The sequence below is a fragment of the Flavobacterium sp. CLA17 genome (genome assembly GCF_013112255.2).
Lineage (GTDB): Bacteria > Bacteroidota > Bacteroidia > Flavobacteriales > Flavobacteriaceae > Flavobacterium > Flavobacterium circumlabens.
On the sequence record NZ_CP068294.1, the window covers coordinates 2,662,344 to 2,677,880 of the forward strand.

Genomic DNA, 15,537 nt, shown 5'->3' on the forward strand with positions numbered 1-15,537 from the left:
TTTTTTAAAAATTCCATTTTACTCCGGTACTTATGATTTGACCTCTGGTATTTTCAGTTTCGTAGGTGATAGAATTAGTTGCTGTTTTTGTTTTTTGTTTTGTAATGGAGTCAAATATATCGGACACACGAAACATAAACGTTCCATTTTTAAGAAAGTTTTTAGACACGCCTAAGTCAACAAAGTAAAGTTCTTTTTCAGACTCCTGAAGAGATGGTTTAGGCCCTATAAGATTTCCGATTAGCTGGACTTTAAATTCTGCAGGTAAAGTAAAATCCATTATTAATTTTGCAGTATATTTAACTTGATCTTTAAGCGCGTCACCATTAAATGCAGGGTCATTAATTTCTGATTCAAAATACGAGTAACTCGCGTTTAATGTCCACCATTTTGTAAGCTTTGCAGAAGATATTAATTCTATTCCTTTCAGATAAGCTCCCGCAAAATTATCCGGTTTTTCATAGAGAATATTATTCTCGTCTTCGGTAGTAACTTTTTGAATAAGATCGTGAATATCACGATAAAAGATATTAATACCAGCGTTGAATTTTTCAAAGCTTTTTAAATAACCTATTTCGTAATTATACGAATATTCAGGCTTTAAATCCGGATTTCCTTGTTTGATGATTAAAGGATCCCGATTATCAATAAATGGATTTAAATCTTGAAAGGCCGGACGTCTCAAACGCTTACCAAATCCCAGTGCAATGTATTGCGTTTGGTCAATATTAAACTGAGCAGTAAGATTTGGAAGCAACATGGTGTAGTCACGCGTTTCATCAATAGCATCTAATGGAGATTCTAATTTCAAATACGTTTGTTCGGCTCTAATTCCGGCATTAATTTTTAAGAATTTCCAGTTAAATTCATCAGTGATATATAAAGCATGGGTATTTTCAGTAAATGAATAATTTTTTTCATTGCTCAGACCTGTTTCCCATACACCCGTAGTGTGGTTGAAAGTAGCCAGAGAATTGGATAGTTCCCTGTTTAATGAAGCTAAACGATAACCTGTTTTAAGTTTGTTATTTTTGCCAATTGGCAGACTATAATCGAGGTTCCCAAAATAGTTATCATCATTTAGCATTTCAGTTTCCTCTTGTAAAGCTGGATTACCGCTATAAGTCCCATTAGCATTTAGCTTCTGAATGTTGATGTTTTTAGTTTTAGGCTGATTAAAATCTAAATAGCTGAATGCAGCTTTTAAAACTCCCTTATTTTTGAATGTTTGTTTAAAATCAAAATTGTATTCGTAGTATTTATTATCTTTAGTTTCAGGTTCTGTACGAATGGAACTATCTTTAAAAGTTTCATCCGCTTTTGTAGTGTTGATATCTATGTTTTTTTCTTTAATCTCCAGTTGTTTTCCATAGGTTAAGCCTGCAGTTGCAACTCCATTTTTCCAAAGTTTGAAATTAGTATTCAATCGTAAGTTTTCATTTAGGAAAGATTTGTCTTCCAATTGATTTGTTCGCTGGGTTCCATCATAAACACCGCTTTTATAATTGATTTTTTCAACAAATTTGTCGTTGTTTACAAACCGCTGCAAACGATCATAAGAAATAATATAACCGAATTTATCTTTTTGTTGTGACAACGAGAAACTTCCATTATAACCATCAGCATTATCTGCCATAAAGGAAACATTTCCTTTTAATTCGTTGTTTGTATACCCTTTTTTAAGTACGATATTTACAATTCCATTAATTCCATCGCCTTGGTATTCGGCACTTGGATTAGTTATGATTTCAATATATTCAATGGCACTTGCCGGAATTTGATCAAGTACCGTTTCCCTATTATTTCCGCTTATACCTGAGTTTTTGCCATTAATCAATACTTGTGTATAACCATTTGATAATCCTCTTAAACGGATGTCGCGATTATGGTTAGGACTTCCTCCCATAGCTACAGATGGCATACTTTTTAAGATGTCACCAGCTGTTCCTCCGTTTTGAGAAGCAAGATCACTTGCAGAGAATCTTATCTTTTGAGGTTCTATTTGTGTCACTCCAATTTTTGAAGAGACAACAACTTCCTGAAGATTCGAAACAGAATCTTTTATTTGATTTTCACTTTGCGAATAAGTTATACTTGGAAAGAAAATAAAAACTAAAACAAATAAAATGTATTTCATATTGCTTATTAAGAATAAATAAAAATAATTTTCAGCAAATATAACTAGTGGTTTTAGTTTTTACAAAGTTTATTTGGATTAATTATAATTAATTTGTTTGTTCTGTTTGGTAACTTGTAAATCAGGTGTTTATAAGTGATTGGGAGAGAGTTTTTAGTAATTTAATTTAGATTGTAATGAAAGTAGAGTGGTAATTTAAAATAATTTATTGATGAGAAGCTCAATGATTAATCCGTTTTCTAGGTACAAATTAGGAGCAGAATTATACAGAAAAATAATAAGTAGCCTTTATTGCTGCCAATAAATATGAATATTGAGGGGATTCTGGAATATCAAAGTTCTATTATGTCATTCAAAAGATATTATAAAATTGTAAAATATTCAGACAAAAGTTTTCAGTTTAATAATAGTGATGAAGGAAATAATAAAGAGCAAAACCGACTTAATAGGTCGGTTTTTTGCTTTTAGACTTTCTGAATAAAGTGTTTCTTCTCTTGCTATAGCTAAATATTAGATTAACTTTTCTGCCGGTCAATCTTTTAATTTTATTGTACCTGTTCTATACAAGTCCAACGCTTTTTGCAAAATGTTCTCAATTGCTCTTATGGGTAAATCTTTATTGGGATTAACTCTGAAAATTTTCATTCGGGAACGATCGCCTGCTTCCAGTTCCGGATGGTCAAGGTATTTTCCTTCTGTCATAAGGATATAAGGTTCGTATGTCTTTTTATCAGTCCACAAATAGCAAAATATTTTTTTCTTATAGCAGAAGCAGGGCATTCCCCATTTCTGCGTTTCAGTAACATTTGTGTCTTGGTTAAGAATAATACTCCGTAATGCAAGCAGGCATCCCTTGTTTGGTTCTTCTTTATTCAGATAGTAGTTATCAAGCTGCTCAACCATTTTTTTCTATTTTACAGCAATTAAAAAATCTATTTCTGCATCGGTCGGATTTTGTGCTTTTTCACTAAAAACTTCAAAATCTGCTGTAAAGACTCTTTCTAAATCCATTTGCCAAATTTCCAGCCATTTGTTTATAATCAAATCTTTGGACAAATCTCCTTTAGCTGATAGTTTTACATAGTTTCCGCCGTCAAACGATTTACCAATCATTCCGTTGGGTATATCGTTTAGATTTTCTACTCTGCAGCCCAATATTGTCGTGTAAGGCTTTGTGTGGTCGCTTTCGTAATCAGTGTATATTGAATATACCGTGTTGTCAATTTTGTTTGGAATTGCTTCTGAAATTTTATCATTCATAAATCTGTTCCACAAATCTGCAATATCTTTTCCAGCCTGATTGTTTTGGTTTGTGGTTCTTACAGAAATGCCGATTACTTTAAAATGCCCAATAGTTACTTTTCTCATTTTTGAAATATTTTAGTTCAGTCACAAAAATAAAATGGGGTTGCGACAACCCTATGTCAGGGGTTGGGAAGAATATTTTTTCCTGCAGATTTCAAAGTATTCCTGTAAGGTCATTTTATGAGGTTCAAACTGTTCATTGAGTGTGGTCAGGTTCTGAATTCTATCCAGTCGAAAGGCTCTGAAATCCTGTCTTAACAGGCAAAAAGCAATGAGAAGCCAATTTTCCTGTGTGCTGTAAAGGGCAAAAGGTTGGATCGTTCGTTCAGTTATCTGGTCACTATCAGGCGAATGGTATTTTAGCCTGACAAGGTAAAAGTTCGTCAAGGCCAATTGCAGCGTTGAGAGATAATTGCTTGTTCGGTCGTTGCCAGCATTTTGTCTGAATACAATCCGGTCAGAAAGCAAATTTGCTTTGTCCTTGGTGTTGATGCGTAAAACAGATTTTATCTTATTGATGGCTCCCGAATATTCTTTTACAAGTGAAGCATCTTTGTTTTTAAGTATAAGCTTTTCTGCGGTTATTAGCGCATTGGCTTCGCTTTCGGTAAACATGACAGGTGGAATTCGGTAACCTTCCATTAAGGTATAACCTTTACCGTCTTCTGTCAGTATTGGAACGCCCGCTTGTTCCAGTGCTTTAATGTCCCTATAGATGGTTCGTTTGCTAATTGAGAATGTTTCAGCCAGTTCGCTTGCGGTCAATAATCGCTTGGTCTGTAATTGGGTCAAAATTGCAGTTAATCTGGAAAGCCGCTTTGTATCGTTATCGTTCATTGCAAACTATAAATTTTTTTTATATTACTCCGTACCGTCCCTTTGTGAGGCTGCGAGCTTCTTAACCGGGTATTTTCTGTTACTAAATTTCTTTGGAAAGGCAAGCGTGAATTTACCACATAATTGCAATCTCTCAAAACGGGTTTTAGCAGTAGTTAATTCTTAATTCCATATGTAAAGTTGGATATGGTTTTCCAGAGGAATCCAATTCCGAACGACTTGTGGTTTCAAATCCATATTTTCTGTAAAAACCTACTGCCTGGTCGTTTTGTTCATTTACATCAACTTTTCTCACATTCATTTTTTCAATTGAAAAATTCAATAATGCTTTTCCAATCTGTCTGCCTCTATAGTCCGGATGAATGAATAACATTTCCAGATTTTGATCTGCTGCTCCAAGAAAACCAGTTATTTCACCTTTCTCATTTCTTATACACTTCAATTCAACAGCATCTAGATAGGTATTGAAGATAAGTGGCTTAAAATATTGAATATCTTCTTCTTTTAAAAAGTGATGCGTTGCCCGAACAGAGGCTTCCCAAATATTGACAACTTCATTATACTCGTTTTTTTTAATATTGTCTATTTCGTATTTCATGTTATTTTTAATTACTGCTAACATCCAAATTTACGAAATAAAGTATTGAGGAAATTTAGTTTTACGCTAAATACTGTCTTTCAAAGCACGACCATTCTAAATAGATAATCGAAATCTTGATGCTTCTATTTGAGAAGCCGATCAAATTGTGACTTAAACAATTTCCCAATAGGAACAGTGTAATCATCAATAAATATCTTGTTTCCTTCTATCCGTTTGATGTGCTTCTTTGCTACCATAAACGATCGATGTACCTGAACAAACCCTTGTGTTGGAATATGCTCCGATAGCGAAGATAATGCTCCACGCATGGTGATGATTTCTTCTTTTAGCACAATTTTAATATAGTTGCCCGAAGACTCCACAAACAAAACATCATCAAGCACAATTTGTATGTATTTGTTGTCTGAACGCAGAAAAAGCCTTTCCTGATTGGTATCGCTAACAACGTTGTGCATATTAGATTGTATTTTCGGAGTATCTGTACGTGCCTTATTGACCGCTTTCAAAAAACGTTCGAATGAAAAGGGTTTCAGTAGGTAATCGGCAATGTTTAATTCATAACCTTCTAAGGCATGCTCTTTGTAGGCAGTGGTAACAATTACCTTTGGTGAATGAGACAGTGTTTTTAAAAATTCAAAACCTTGTAGTTTAGGCATATTCAGGTCAAGAAAAATTAAATCTACTGTATGATTATTGAGATATTCAATGGCTTCAATGGCATCGTAGCAGTCTTGCATCAATTGCATATTGGGCAACAGCGAGCAATACTTTTTGATGATGTCATGTGCCACCGATTCGTCATCCACTATAATGTATTTAGTACTCATAAAGTAAGTCTTAATCGGATTTTATAAATATCACGACGGTTAGTATCTATTTCTAGTTGATGTTTGTTCAAATAAACCAATTCCAGTCTTTTTTTTAGGTTATTCAGTCCAATACCTTCAGTCCCGCCTTGCTCTTCGGTATCAAAATTATTTTCAATTTCAAAATCAACATATTGCAATGTAGCCTTCAAGTGAATGTAAACAAATGCATCTTTTCTCAGTTTTTCTACTCCATGCTTAAAAGCATTTTCAACCATAATAATAAATAGCAATGGCATGATCTTAATGCTACGATCTTCTGCATCTATATCAAAGCGAATGGTAATCTCCTTATGGTATCGCATTTTATGCAAATCCATGTAATTTTCAAGGTAGGTAATCTCATCCGCTAAGGCAACCCAGTCATTTTGCCCTTCATAAATACTGTACCGCATCATGTCAGAGAGTTTAAGAATTAACTGCTGTGCTTTAGCGGTGTCTTTTTCTACCAATCCATACAGATTATTCAAGGTGTTGAAAAAAAAGTGTGGATTAACCTGACTTTTCAAGTGCATTAATTCAGCTTGCGTTTTGTCTTTTTTTAGTCGGAGTATGATTTTAATCTGAATAATTAACCAGCGTATCATCCAGACTATCATTGAAATGAAAAACAGCAGAATGAAAATATGATAATCTTCTTCTTTTCCAAAAAAATCATTAAAAACCACAATTAACATGGTGGCCACGATGAAAAAGTAGGGTACGAGCTTTTGAAGCCGCTGCTTATTAAAAGGTTTTTGTAGGAAAGTCATCCTGCAAAATTACACAAAAATTCAAGCTGATCAATGAGTTGTTACAAATGTACCTGTCGATGTGATGAGCGTACTGTTTATAGTGGCAAGTGCTTTTGTCACTTGATACCAGTCATTCAAACCTGTCCTTCATATATCTGTCCCTCTTCTTTTTTTATCCATTCAATTCACCATAATATTGGGTCAAAATTAAATTAATCATGGACAATCTGATCATATCTGACCTTTCTAAAACATACAGTAACGGTGTTAAGGCACTTCAAAGCGTATCATTACAAATACCCGTGGGGATGTTTGGCCTGCTGGGACCAAATGGCGCAGGTAAATCAACACTCATGCGTACTATAGCAACCTTGCAGGAGGCTGATAGTGGAAGCATTAAAATGGGAAGTCTCAATATTTTAGAAAACAAGAATGAATTAAAAAAAGTATTGGGCTATCTGCCACAGCAATTTGGGGTATATCCGGCATTATCAGCAGAGATGCTATTGAGCCATCTGGCAGTGCTGAAAGGAATTATGAATAGAAAAGAGCGTAAAGAAATTGTAGATGCGCTTCTTCATAAGGTAAATCTGTATGAAGTGCGAAAGCAAAAACTGGGTGAGTTTTCCGGAGGAATGAAGCAACGCTTTGGCATTGCACAGGCATTGCTGAACAATCCTAAGCTGCTGATTGTAGATGAGCCCACAGCAGGATTAGATCCTGTAGAACGCAACCGTTTTTATAATCTATTAAGTGAGGTGGGCGAGCGTACCATCGTAATTCTCTCCACGCATATCGTAGAAGATGTGAAAGAGTTATGCCCCAGGATGGCCATCATCAACAAAGGCAAGGTGCTTATTCAGGGAAATCCCGTACAAATTATGGAAAACCTGCAGGGGCGGTTATATGAGAAAATCATACACAAAAACGAATTGGAACAATACAAAAACGAATATCAGGTCATCAGTGAACGCCTGTATTTAGGAAACCAAATTGTGCATATAATCAGTGACGCGCACCCAGGCTCAATGTTCAAACTTATTGATGCCAACCTGGAAGATGTTTATATGTCTCAAATCCTTAACTCTTAATTTTTACCAGATGTTATACGAATTTTTCCTATTTGAAATTAAATACAGATTGAAGCGACCTGAAACGTATTTCTTTTTTTTGCTTCTATTTTTATTCTCAGCAGTAGGCATCGAGTTTGTCTTTCAGGGAATAGATTTAGGATTAGTGAAGAAGAATTCTCCACTTGTAATTGCTAAAGCCATGGGGGCAATCACGGGATTGTCGATGATTATTGCATCAATTGTTATGGGTGTTCCTGTACTGCGTGATTTTCAGTACGACGTTACTTCACTTATTTATGTTAACCCTATCTCCAAAAAACATTATCTGTTGGGCCGTTTTTTAGGATCATTTTTTGTGTTACTACTTATTTTTAGTGCTCTGCTCTGGGGAATGATGGCGGGAGAATTTATGCCATGGAATGATCCCAACGAATTTTTGCCTTTTCAATTTATTAATTACCTACAGCCCTTTCTTTGGGTGGTTTTGCCCACCCTGTTTTTTGGTGCTTCTGTTTTTTTTGCCACTGGTGCACTCAGTAAAAATTTGATGGTTGTGTACACTCAGTGTGTGGTCATTTTTGTGTTGTTCATGATTACCAAAGGTATTACGAATGAAACCTTTCAAGCGTTGTTAGATCCCTTTTCGCTTACTACTTTAACTAAAGCAACCAAAGGCTGGACGGTAATGGATAGAAACTCTTCTCTTATTCCGGTGTCGGGTATTATGCTGCTTAACAAACTCTTCTGGATAGGCTTGGGCATGTTGGTGCTGACGATTGGCTATATCAAGTTTAAATTGATGGTCATCAATGAAAAGACTTTCCATAAAAAACAGCAACAAAAAAATAAAACGTTACGAGTTACTTTTAGTAAGAGCATGCCATCGGTTACACCTGCTTATGATATGAAGGCGCAGGTCGTTCAGTTGTTACTCAATGCCTGGTTTCATAGCGTGTCCATTCTCAGGCTCATTTCCTTTTGGGCTATTATTCTGTGCTGCTTCATTGTTATTATTGTCAATTCGGTGAGCTTAGGCACTTCCTATGACGTAGATAGTTATCCAACCACCTATTTCATTATTGAAGAATTGCGGGAGATGTCCATTTACTTCTTCATGATTATTTTAGTCTTTTACTCTGGTGAGATTATGTGGAAGGAAAAGGACGTAAAGCTTGACCTAATTCATGATGCAACTCCGCTCTCTAGTTTTGTTAATCTAAGTAGCAGATTTCTCGGATTACTGTTTATCTATGCCATTGTCATGCTCTCACTCATTGCTGCCGGAGTGCTGTTTCAAACATTAAACGGCTACTATCGCTACGAGTTGGGTGTCTATTTCTTCGGATTTTTTTTAGAGCTATTTCCATTTCTGGCCTTATATACATTTGCGTCCATGTTCTTTCAGGCCCTTACGGGAAACAAGTTTATAGGGATGTTCGCCACCATCGCATTTGCTGTCATCAATGTAGCCATTGGCGTATTTGGTTTGGAACATGCCTTACTTAACTTTGGTGGACAGGCACTGGCCTCATACTCTGATATGAATGGTTATGGGCACTTTCTGAGCGCTTATCTCTGGGTAAAAATCTATTGGGTATTGTTTGGTTTGCTGCTCTTGATCTTCGCAAGTATTTTGATGGCAAAGGGAACCGAAACAGGGTTGAGAAAACGATGGACGAGCGGAATAAAGCAAATGGTGAAATCGTTGAGAATTTTCAGTTTAGTTTGCCTGACGCTCTTCATCAGTATTGGAAGTTATATCTTTTATAATAACAATGTGCTGAATGAGTTTTGGACTAAGGGTCGGCAAGATGATTTTAGAGCTGGTTATGAAAAAGCGCTTAAGCAGTTTGAATATATTCCGCAGCCGAAAATTACAGCTATCAAGCTAAAAAATGATTTGTTCCCATCAAAAAGAGCCTATGAAATAAAAGGTTATTATATTGTTGTCAATACATCGCAAGTATCCATTAAGGAAATTCATGTACAAAAACTAATAGAAGCAAACGTAGAATTAACAGATGTAAGCTTTGATCGTGACTCAAGAATAAATAGCAGGTATAAGAAATATCATTATACCATTTACCAATTGAGCCAACCGCTGGCATCCGGTGATACACTAAAAATGAATTTTAAACAAACCTTACGACCGAAGGGTTTTGAAACTGACAATTCTGAGATAGATGTAGTATATAATGGCACTTTCTTTGACAATGCGGTGTTGCCGGGTTTTGGTTATCAGAAAAAATATGAACTTCAGGATCAGGACAATCGAAAAGATTTTGGGTTGGCTCCACGACTGAAAAAAGCCAGGCGGGATGATGTAAGAGAATTGGTGAATGCACGTAGCGGAAGTGATTCGGATGGAATCACCTTAGATATAGTAATCAGTACAGAAGTGCCACAAACAGCACTCACCTCTGGCGATTTAGTAGCGACATGGAATACAAGCGGGCGCAATTATTTTCATTACAAAACCAATCAACGGATCATCCATTTTTATCCCATTGTATCAGGCAGGTATGAGGTAATGAGAAACACCCGTATTCCATCGGGCAATATTTCAAAAAGGCCTGTTGATTTAGAAATTTATTACCACAAAGGACATGAGTACAACCTGAAGCGTATGATGGAATCTATGAAAATTTCGTTGGATTATTACAGCAAGCATTTCAGTCCTTACCAATACAACCATCTCCGTATTGTCGAGTTTCCAAGGTATCGCACATTTGCTCAATCGCTGCCAGGTGTTATTCCTTTTTCGGAAGCTATCGGTTTTGTGATGGACATTGATGATAAAAAAGATGTAGACATGGCATTTTATATTACTGCCCATGAAGTGGCTCACCAATGGTGGGGTTTGCAATTGGAAGCTGCAAACGTACAGGGACAAAATATGATTTTGGAAACACTAGCGCAGTATTCTGCCATAATGGTGCTTAAAGAAAAATACCCGGATGAAAAAGTTCAGCAATTTTTGAAGTTTCAATTGAATGAATATACAGAAGCTAACTTAAAGTCCAGCAAGAAAGAACTGCCGCTGGCATTGGTTGAAAATGAAGAACATATCTATTACAACAAAGGAGTACTCTCTATGTATGAATTGCAGAAACAAATTGGTGAAGAAAATGTAAACACAGCATTACAGCATTTTCTGAATGATTGGCATTCTTTCAATAACCCGAACAAGCTAAATCGATATGCAACTACCTTTGACTTAATTAAGTATTTCCGAGAAGTAGCTCCGGATTCGAAACAACATGTTATAACAGATTTGTTTGAACATGTGAATAGCATTGAGTAAAGAAAAGAAATATCGGTTTCTTATTGCGTATATAAAGAAAAACAAAGCTACTTCAAGACAGTGGCTTTGTTCTTTTATTTAAGTCTCATTTTGAATATTTAAATTTAGCTTTTCATTAAATTCTTGATTGTACAGCGGTACAACAATTAGTTACAAATTTTATAGTTATTCTAGTTTTAGCCGTTCAATGATTTTAGAATCAACCCAATATTTTTTTGACTCCCAATATTTGCTTCCATCTTCCCTTACTTTTTCTTCTGACCTTTCAAAGAGCAAATATTTTCCATCAGGTGTTAATCTTGCACCATTTTCTACTAGTTCTGAATTTATCTTATTTCCCATATTGATAGTTGAACCCCATGAACCATCTTGCTGACGAAAACTGATATAAAGGTCAGACTTGCCATATCCATTTTGTCTCTCGCTATCCCAAATTAAGTAGGATTCATCAGGTGCTATAAAGGGGTGAGCTGTCCATTCTCCTGAGTTAATCTCCTTACCGAGTAGTTTTGGTTCTTCACGCTTACCGTCTATTATTCTTGATATGCGGATTCCGTCATTGCTTTTATAATCGTCAAAAACAAGAGTGCCTTTAGAAGATACTGACATCACCATAATACCCAAATCTTCCTTATCAAACATGGAGCCTAGGCTTTTAATTTTGGACCAACCAGAATCTTTACGCTCTATGTAGTTCCATCTAGAGTATAAGATGTTTCTATCGCTAGGATTATGTTTAAAGCTATATTTATTAACCTTGTAATAATTACCTTCATTTCTATACACAACAACGAGAGGCTCAAAGGGGTCGTTACCTTCATGTGTAAAATAGAACTCATCCATATCTAAAGAGTCTGTATTCCATAATACCCAATCTTGAGAGGTGCTCTTTTTAGGAACAAAAATTTCGGGGGTTAATCCTGGTGGTTTATTTCCATAGTAAAGGTTCTCTTCTGTTAAAGGATTATTTTTCTTTGTTTTATACTTTTTTGTTTTACAGGCACTTAAAAATATTACAAATAGCAGTACTGTAATTTTAATCATGTTATTTCTCATTGCTTAATTTGTTTTAATTCTAACTAACGTCAGTCTGTGAAAAAAAACTCAGTTGTATTATCTCCTTATATAATAATTATCCAATGAATTGTTGAATTATATGTTTCTTCTAGTTTTGTTTTTTCTATTCTTTTCGAAATACATTTTGATAAAATTCTTTCCATATATAATTTGCATATCCTTTTTCAAAACTCTTTTCCTATTTATTTGATAGTCTGTTCCAATTTTGCAAAAAGCCCGGACTTTTCTGTATCACTTGCAAAATGAAATCATAAAAAGATCAAAATATTTTCTTTATAGGTTTTTCCAATTGGCACTTTATACACATCAATTAATATTCTGTTGCCTTCAATCTGTTTGATTTTATTTTTAGCAACAATAAAAGATTTATGGGTTCTTATAAAGTTATTTTTTGGAAGCAACTGTTCCAAATCAGAAATTTTTTGAGGACTAACAATCATCTCATTCTTTAAATACACTTTGGTGTAATGCCCATAAGCTTCTATAAATAATAAATCTTCAAAATGAATTTGATGGTGCTTTTTATCACCTCTTAAAAAAAAGCTATTTATATTTGGTTCTGTTTCGTTTGGTGGCAATGCAGCGCTACTTTTTTTATTTTGAGCACTATCAAATGTTTTGTTAATGGCTTTTAGAAATCGGTCAAAGCTAAAGGGCTTTAGTAAGTAATCAGAAACATTAAGTTCATACCCTTCTATTGCAAATTCTTTGTAGGCTGTAGTGACAATTATTTTGGGTGGATTGGGTAGGGTTTTTAAAAAATCGAAACCTGATAGTTTGGGCATGTTAATGTCCAAAAACAGTAAATCTACAGTATCTTCATTCAAAAATTGTAAGGCTTCAAAGGCATTATAACAGCTTCCTTTCTTTTCTAAATAGGGCAAATTTTCGCAATAATTTTCAATAATGCGATGGGCAATAGGTTCATCATCAACAATTAAATAGCGAATCATAACATTTCTATTTTAAGTTCTAATTTGTAAATAGAATCTTTAACATCTATTTTTATTTTGTGTTTGTCAGGATATAATAATTTTAAGCGCTGTTTTAGATTCTGTATTCCAATACCGGCAGTTCCCCCGGATTCCCGTGCTTCAAAGTTGTTTTCAATGTCAAAATAAATTATATCACTATCACTATCAATGTTTATATTAATATGAATATAAGCATCTTCGGTTATGCTTTCTACGCCATGCTTAAATGCGTTTTCCAACGGAATAATAAATAGTAATGGTGCAATTTGATAATTAATTTCACGACTATGATTAAACACAATATCGACTCTTTTTTGGTATCGTATTTTATGCAATTCAATATAGTTCGTTAAGTATTCTATTTCCTCTTTTAATGGTACAACATCTTCTTTTCCCATATAAATAGTATAACGCATTATGTCTGATAATTTTAAAATAACATTTGGTGCATCATCAGATTTTTCTATTACTAAACCATATAAATTATTTAAAGTATTGAAAAAAAAATGGGGATTGATCTGGCTTTTCAACAAAGATAATTCTGCTTTTGTTTTTTTTGATTCTATTGTTTTCATCCATTTCCATTGCTGATAAAACCAAGTTAATAGCAATACAAAAAAAGGTGCTGTCAAGATGATTTTTATTTCTTTTTCCTGCTGAAAGTATCTATTTATATCGTTAATATATACTCTTAGATAGCAGAAATAACCCAAAACCAAGCTATAATAACCCATTACAATCAACGCATACTTTTTGAAATAAGAAGGAGCTATGATGGCAAAAAAGGACAATCCAACGCAAACTAATCCGATAAAGGTTATGGGATTGTCAATTATTTTGGAATTCAGATCATTTATAATGATTACAAAAAAAACAAAAAGCAGAATAAGCAACTTTAGAGAAATGGTTTTATGCTTTTTTAAAAACGAAAAATAATGAATGGGTAAAGAGATTAGAAACCAGCTAAAAATAAAACTTAGCATATTCGCTATTGTTCCAGAATCATCAATGTAAATAAAATTAAAGTACAGCAGTACATCTACTGCAATCCTTTGGAGTAGTAATCCATACAAAAAGGCTTTGTACTTTTTAAGAAATTCAATCATGAGTCAAAATTAACAAAAAATGACTTTTTCCCAGTACAATCTGCACCAATTCACTTAAAATAAGCACAAACGCTGCTTTTTTAGGCTTAAACCGGATTTGAACACAAATCAATTGTATGTGATTATTATTAACCAGTTTGTGATAAATATTTTACCCACTTTTAGTTTAGGGATATGTTTGCTGAAAATTATAAATATTTAAAACTAAAACATTATGAAAGCCCATTTTAAAACAATGCTCTTGATGCTATTTGTAATCGTGCAAAATACAGTGGCACAAGACACTAAACGTATATTTAATACTAAAGAGAAAAATGCCGTTGTATCAGCAGTAAAGACTCATCTTGAAGAATCTTATATCGATTTAGATTTATCAAAAAAAATGATAACTGAGCTGGATAAAAATTTAAAATCCAATAAGTATAATAAAATAACAAGTCCTGATGAATTTTCTAAAACAATAACCGAAGATTTACAAAGCATTAGTAAAGACCTGCATCTAAAAGTTCGATTTGAACCAGAGCGTATCGCTCAGGAAAAGCATGTTGTTTCTGAGGAAAAACAGCTAGAGATGGAGAAAAGAACAGCTTTGCAAATGGCAGAAGTTAATTACGGATTTGAAGAAGCAAAAATACTGGATGGAAATATTGGCTATTTAAATTTAACCCAGTTTGTAGATATAAAATATGCAGAAGAAACTGCATCAGCTACTATGAATTTTTTAAGCAATACCAACGCAATTATTATCGATTTACGTTCAAATGGAGGCGGTGTTCCTAGTATGATGCAGTTATTATCGAGTTACTTCTTTGATAAAACCCCCGTTTTGTTAAGTGATTTTTATGAACGAAAAACAAATACAAAAACGCAACTGTATTCGTTTGAAAATGTTATTGGAAAAAGAAGTATAAACAAGCCACTTTATATTTTAACCAGCAAGAATACATTTTCTGCAGCAGAAGCCTTTGCTTATACTTTAAAGCATTTAGACAAAGCAACTGTAGTAGGCGAAATTACTAAGGGCGGTGCTAACAGAACAAAACGAGTTAATTTAAATGACGAATTTACAATATCAATACCTTACATACAATCTATTCATCCAGTCACTAAAAGCAACTGGGAGGGAAAAGGTGTTCAGCCTACTATAAAAACAAACGAAAAAGACGCTTTTGTGTATGCGTATGTTGATGCTATTGAAAAAACATTTAAAAGAAACAAAAATACTACACTAAACAAAATTGGCTACGTTTTTTTACAAGATAAATCGGTTGATAATGCTATTATCGTATTTCAGGAGAATGTAAAATTATTTCCAAATGATTCCAATTCCTGGGATAGTCTAGGTGAAGCGTATTTTGCAAATCAAGATAAAAAGAACGCATTAAAAGCATACAAAAAAGCTTTAGAATTAGACTCTACTTTAGATTCGGCAAAATCAATGATCCAGAAATTAGAAAGCAAGAATTAAGAAAAAATCGACCATAGCTCATTGGTGCCATAACTTCTATTATTAGGGGGCTCCG

The 15,537-nt window shown here is 34.2% G+C and carries 13 protein-coding genes; 3 read left to right on the plus strand and 10 right to left on the minus strand.

Features of this window, described 5'->3' with window-relative positions:
* Positions 1-4: 4 nt before the first annotated feature.
* The 7 genes from HAV12_RS10860 to HAV12_RS10890 form a co-directional block, all read right to left on the minus strand.
* Entirely contained in the window at positions 5-2,137 is a 2,133-nt protein-coding gene (locus HAV12_RS10860) for a TonB-dependent siderophore receptor (protein WP_171569680.1), read from the minus strand.
* A gap of 531 nt (positions 2,138-2,668) precedes the next feature.
* A complete protein-coding gene (locus HAV12_RS10865; protein ID WP_171569681.1) occupies positions 2,669-3,040 on the minus strand; it encodes a DUF1801 domain-containing protein in 372 nt (123 codons plus the stop codon).
* Positions 3,041-3,046: 6 nt separating this feature from the next.
* Complete coding sequence (locus HAV12_RS10870) at positions 3,047-3,505, minus strand: GyrI-like domain-containing protein (protein WP_171569682.1); 459 nt, start codon at positions 3,503-3,505, stop codon at positions 3,047-3,049.
* 51 nt (positions 3,506-3,556) lie between these two features.
* The gene (locus tag HAV12_RS10875; protein WP_171569683.1) at positions 3,557-4,279 is read right to left on the minus strand and encodes a YafY family protein; all 723 of its coding nucleotides are present in this window, start codon (positions 4,277-4,279) and stop codon (positions 3,557-3,559) included.
* A gap of 145 nt (positions 4,280-4,424) precedes the next feature.
* Positions 4,425-4,877 (minus strand): GNAT family N-acetyltransferase, encoded by a 453-nt coding sequence (locus tag HAV12_RS10880; RefSeq protein ID WP_171569684.1) that lies wholly within the window; start codon positions 4,875-4,877, stop codon positions 4,425-4,427.
* A 125-nt stretch (positions 4,878-5,002) separates the two neighbouring features.
* Positions 5,003-5,707: a LytTR family DNA-binding domain-containing protein gene (locus HAV12_RS10885; RefSeq protein ID WP_171569685.1), complete on the minus strand. Its 705-nt coding sequence runs from the start codon at positions 5,705-5,707 to the stop codon at positions 5,003-5,005.
* The gene (locus tag HAV12_RS10890) at positions 5,704-6,498 is read right to left on the minus strand and encodes a sensor histidine kinase (protein WP_171569686.1); all 795 of its coding nucleotides are present in this window, start codon (positions 6,496-6,498) and stop codon (positions 5,704-5,706) included. The genes HAV12_RS10885 and HAV12_RS10890 overlap by 4 nt, the downstream gene beginning before the upstream one ends.
* A gap of 200 nt (positions 6,499-6,698) precedes the next feature.
* Between HAV12_RS10890 and HAV12_RS10895 the strand changes: the two genes are divergently transcribed.
* Positions 6,699-7,571, plus strand: a complete 873-nt coding sequence (locus HAV12_RS10895; protein WP_171569687.1) for an ABC transporter ATP-binding protein — start codon at positions 6,699-6,701, stop codon at positions 7,569-7,571.
* A 10-nt stretch (positions 7,572-7,581) separates the two neighbouring features.
* Complete coding sequence (locus HAV12_RS10900) at positions 7,582-10,857, plus strand: M1 family aminopeptidase (RefSeq protein ID WP_171569688.1); 3,276 nt, start codon at positions 7,582-7,584, stop codon at positions 10,855-10,857.
* A gap of 165 nt (positions 10,858-11,022) precedes the next feature.
* Here the strand turns inward: HAV12_RS10900 and HAV12_RS10905 are convergent, their stop codons facing one another.
* The 3 genes from HAV12_RS10905 to HAV12_RS10915 form a co-directional block, all read right to left on the minus strand.
* Positions 11,023-11,913 (minus strand): PD40 domain-containing protein, encoded by an 891-nt coding sequence (locus tag HAV12_RS10905; protein ID WP_171569689.1) that lies wholly within the window; start codon positions 11,911-11,913, stop codon positions 11,023-11,025.
* Between the two features lie 269 nt (positions 11,914-12,182).
* A complete protein-coding gene (locus tag HAV12_RS10910; protein WP_171569690.1) occupies positions 12,183-12,887 on the minus strand; it encodes a LytTR family DNA-binding domain-containing protein in 705 nt (234 codons plus the stop codon).
* A complete protein-coding gene (locus HAV12_RS10915) occupies positions 12,884-14,014 on the minus strand; it encodes a sensor histidine kinase (protein WP_171569691.1) in 1,131 nt (376 codons plus the stop codon). Before HAV12_RS10915 ends, HAV12_RS10910 begins: the two co-directional genes overlap by 4 nt.
* A 214-nt stretch (positions 14,015-14,228) precedes the next feature.
* On the opposite strand from HAV12_RS10915, the gene HAV12_RS10920 reads away from it, so the two are divergent.
* Positions 14,229-15,482: a S41 family peptidase gene (locus HAV12_RS10920; protein WP_171569692.1), complete on the plus strand. Its 1,254-nt coding sequence runs from the start codon at positions 14,229-14,231 to the stop codon at positions 15,480-15,482.
* Positions 15,483-15,537 lie beyond the last annotated feature (55 nt).

What these genes read in the sequence shown, in the direction of transcription:
- HAV12_RS10860 (WP_171569680.1), bottom strand. Translation starts at nt 2,137, where the DNA reads ATGAAATACATTTTATTTGTTTTAGTTTTTATTTTCTTTCCAAGTATA.
- HAV12_RS10865 (WP_171569681.1), bottom strand. Translation starts at nt 3,040, where the DNA reads ATGGTTGAGCAGCTTGATAACTACTATCTGAATAAAGAAGAACCAAAC.
- HAV12_RS10870 (WP_171569682.1), bottom strand. Translation starts at nt 3,505, where the DNA reads ATGAGAAAAGTAACTATTGGGCATTTTAAAGTAATCGGCATTTCTGTA.
- HAV12_RS10875 (WP_171569683.1), bottom strand. Translation starts at nt 4,279, where the DNA reads ATGAACGATAACGATACAAAGCGGCTTTCCAGATTAACTGCAATTTTG.
- HAV12_RS10880 (WP_171569684.1), bottom strand. Translation starts at nt 4,877, where the DNA reads ATGAAATACGAAATAGACAATATTAAAAAAAACGAGTATAATGAAGTT.
- HAV12_RS10885 (WP_171569685.1), bottom strand. Translation starts at nt 5,707, where the DNA reads ATGAGTACTAAATACATTATAGTGGATGACGAATCGGTGGCACATGAC.
- HAV12_RS10890 (WP_171569686.1), bottom strand. Translation starts at nt 6,498, where the DNA reads ATGACTTTCCTACAAAAACCTTTTAATAAGCAGCGGCTTCAAAAGCTC.
- HAV12_RS10895 (WP_171569687.1), top strand. Translation starts at nt 6,699, where the DNA reads ATGGACAATCTGATCATATCTGACCTTTCTAAAACATACAGTAACGGT.
- HAV12_RS10900 (WP_171569688.1), top strand. Translation starts at nt 7,582, where the DNA reads ATGTTATACGAATTTTTCCTATTTGAAATTAAATACAGATTGAAGCGA.
- HAV12_RS10905 (WP_171569689.1), bottom strand. Translation starts at nt 11,913, where the DNA reads ATGAGAAATAACATGATTAAAATTACAGTACTGCTATTTGTAATATTT.
- HAV12_RS10910 (WP_171569690.1), bottom strand. Translation starts at nt 12,887, where the DNA reads ATGATTCGCTATTTAATTGTTGATGATGAACCTATTGCCCATCGCATT.
- HAV12_RS10915 (WP_171569691.1), bottom strand. Translation starts at nt 14,014, where the DNA reads ATGATTGAATTTCTTAAAAAGTACAAAGCCTTTTTGTATGGATTACTA.
- HAV12_RS10920 (WP_171569692.1), top strand. Translation starts at nt 14,229, where the DNA reads ATGAAAGCCCATTTTAAAACAATGCTCTTGATGCTATTTGTAATCGTG.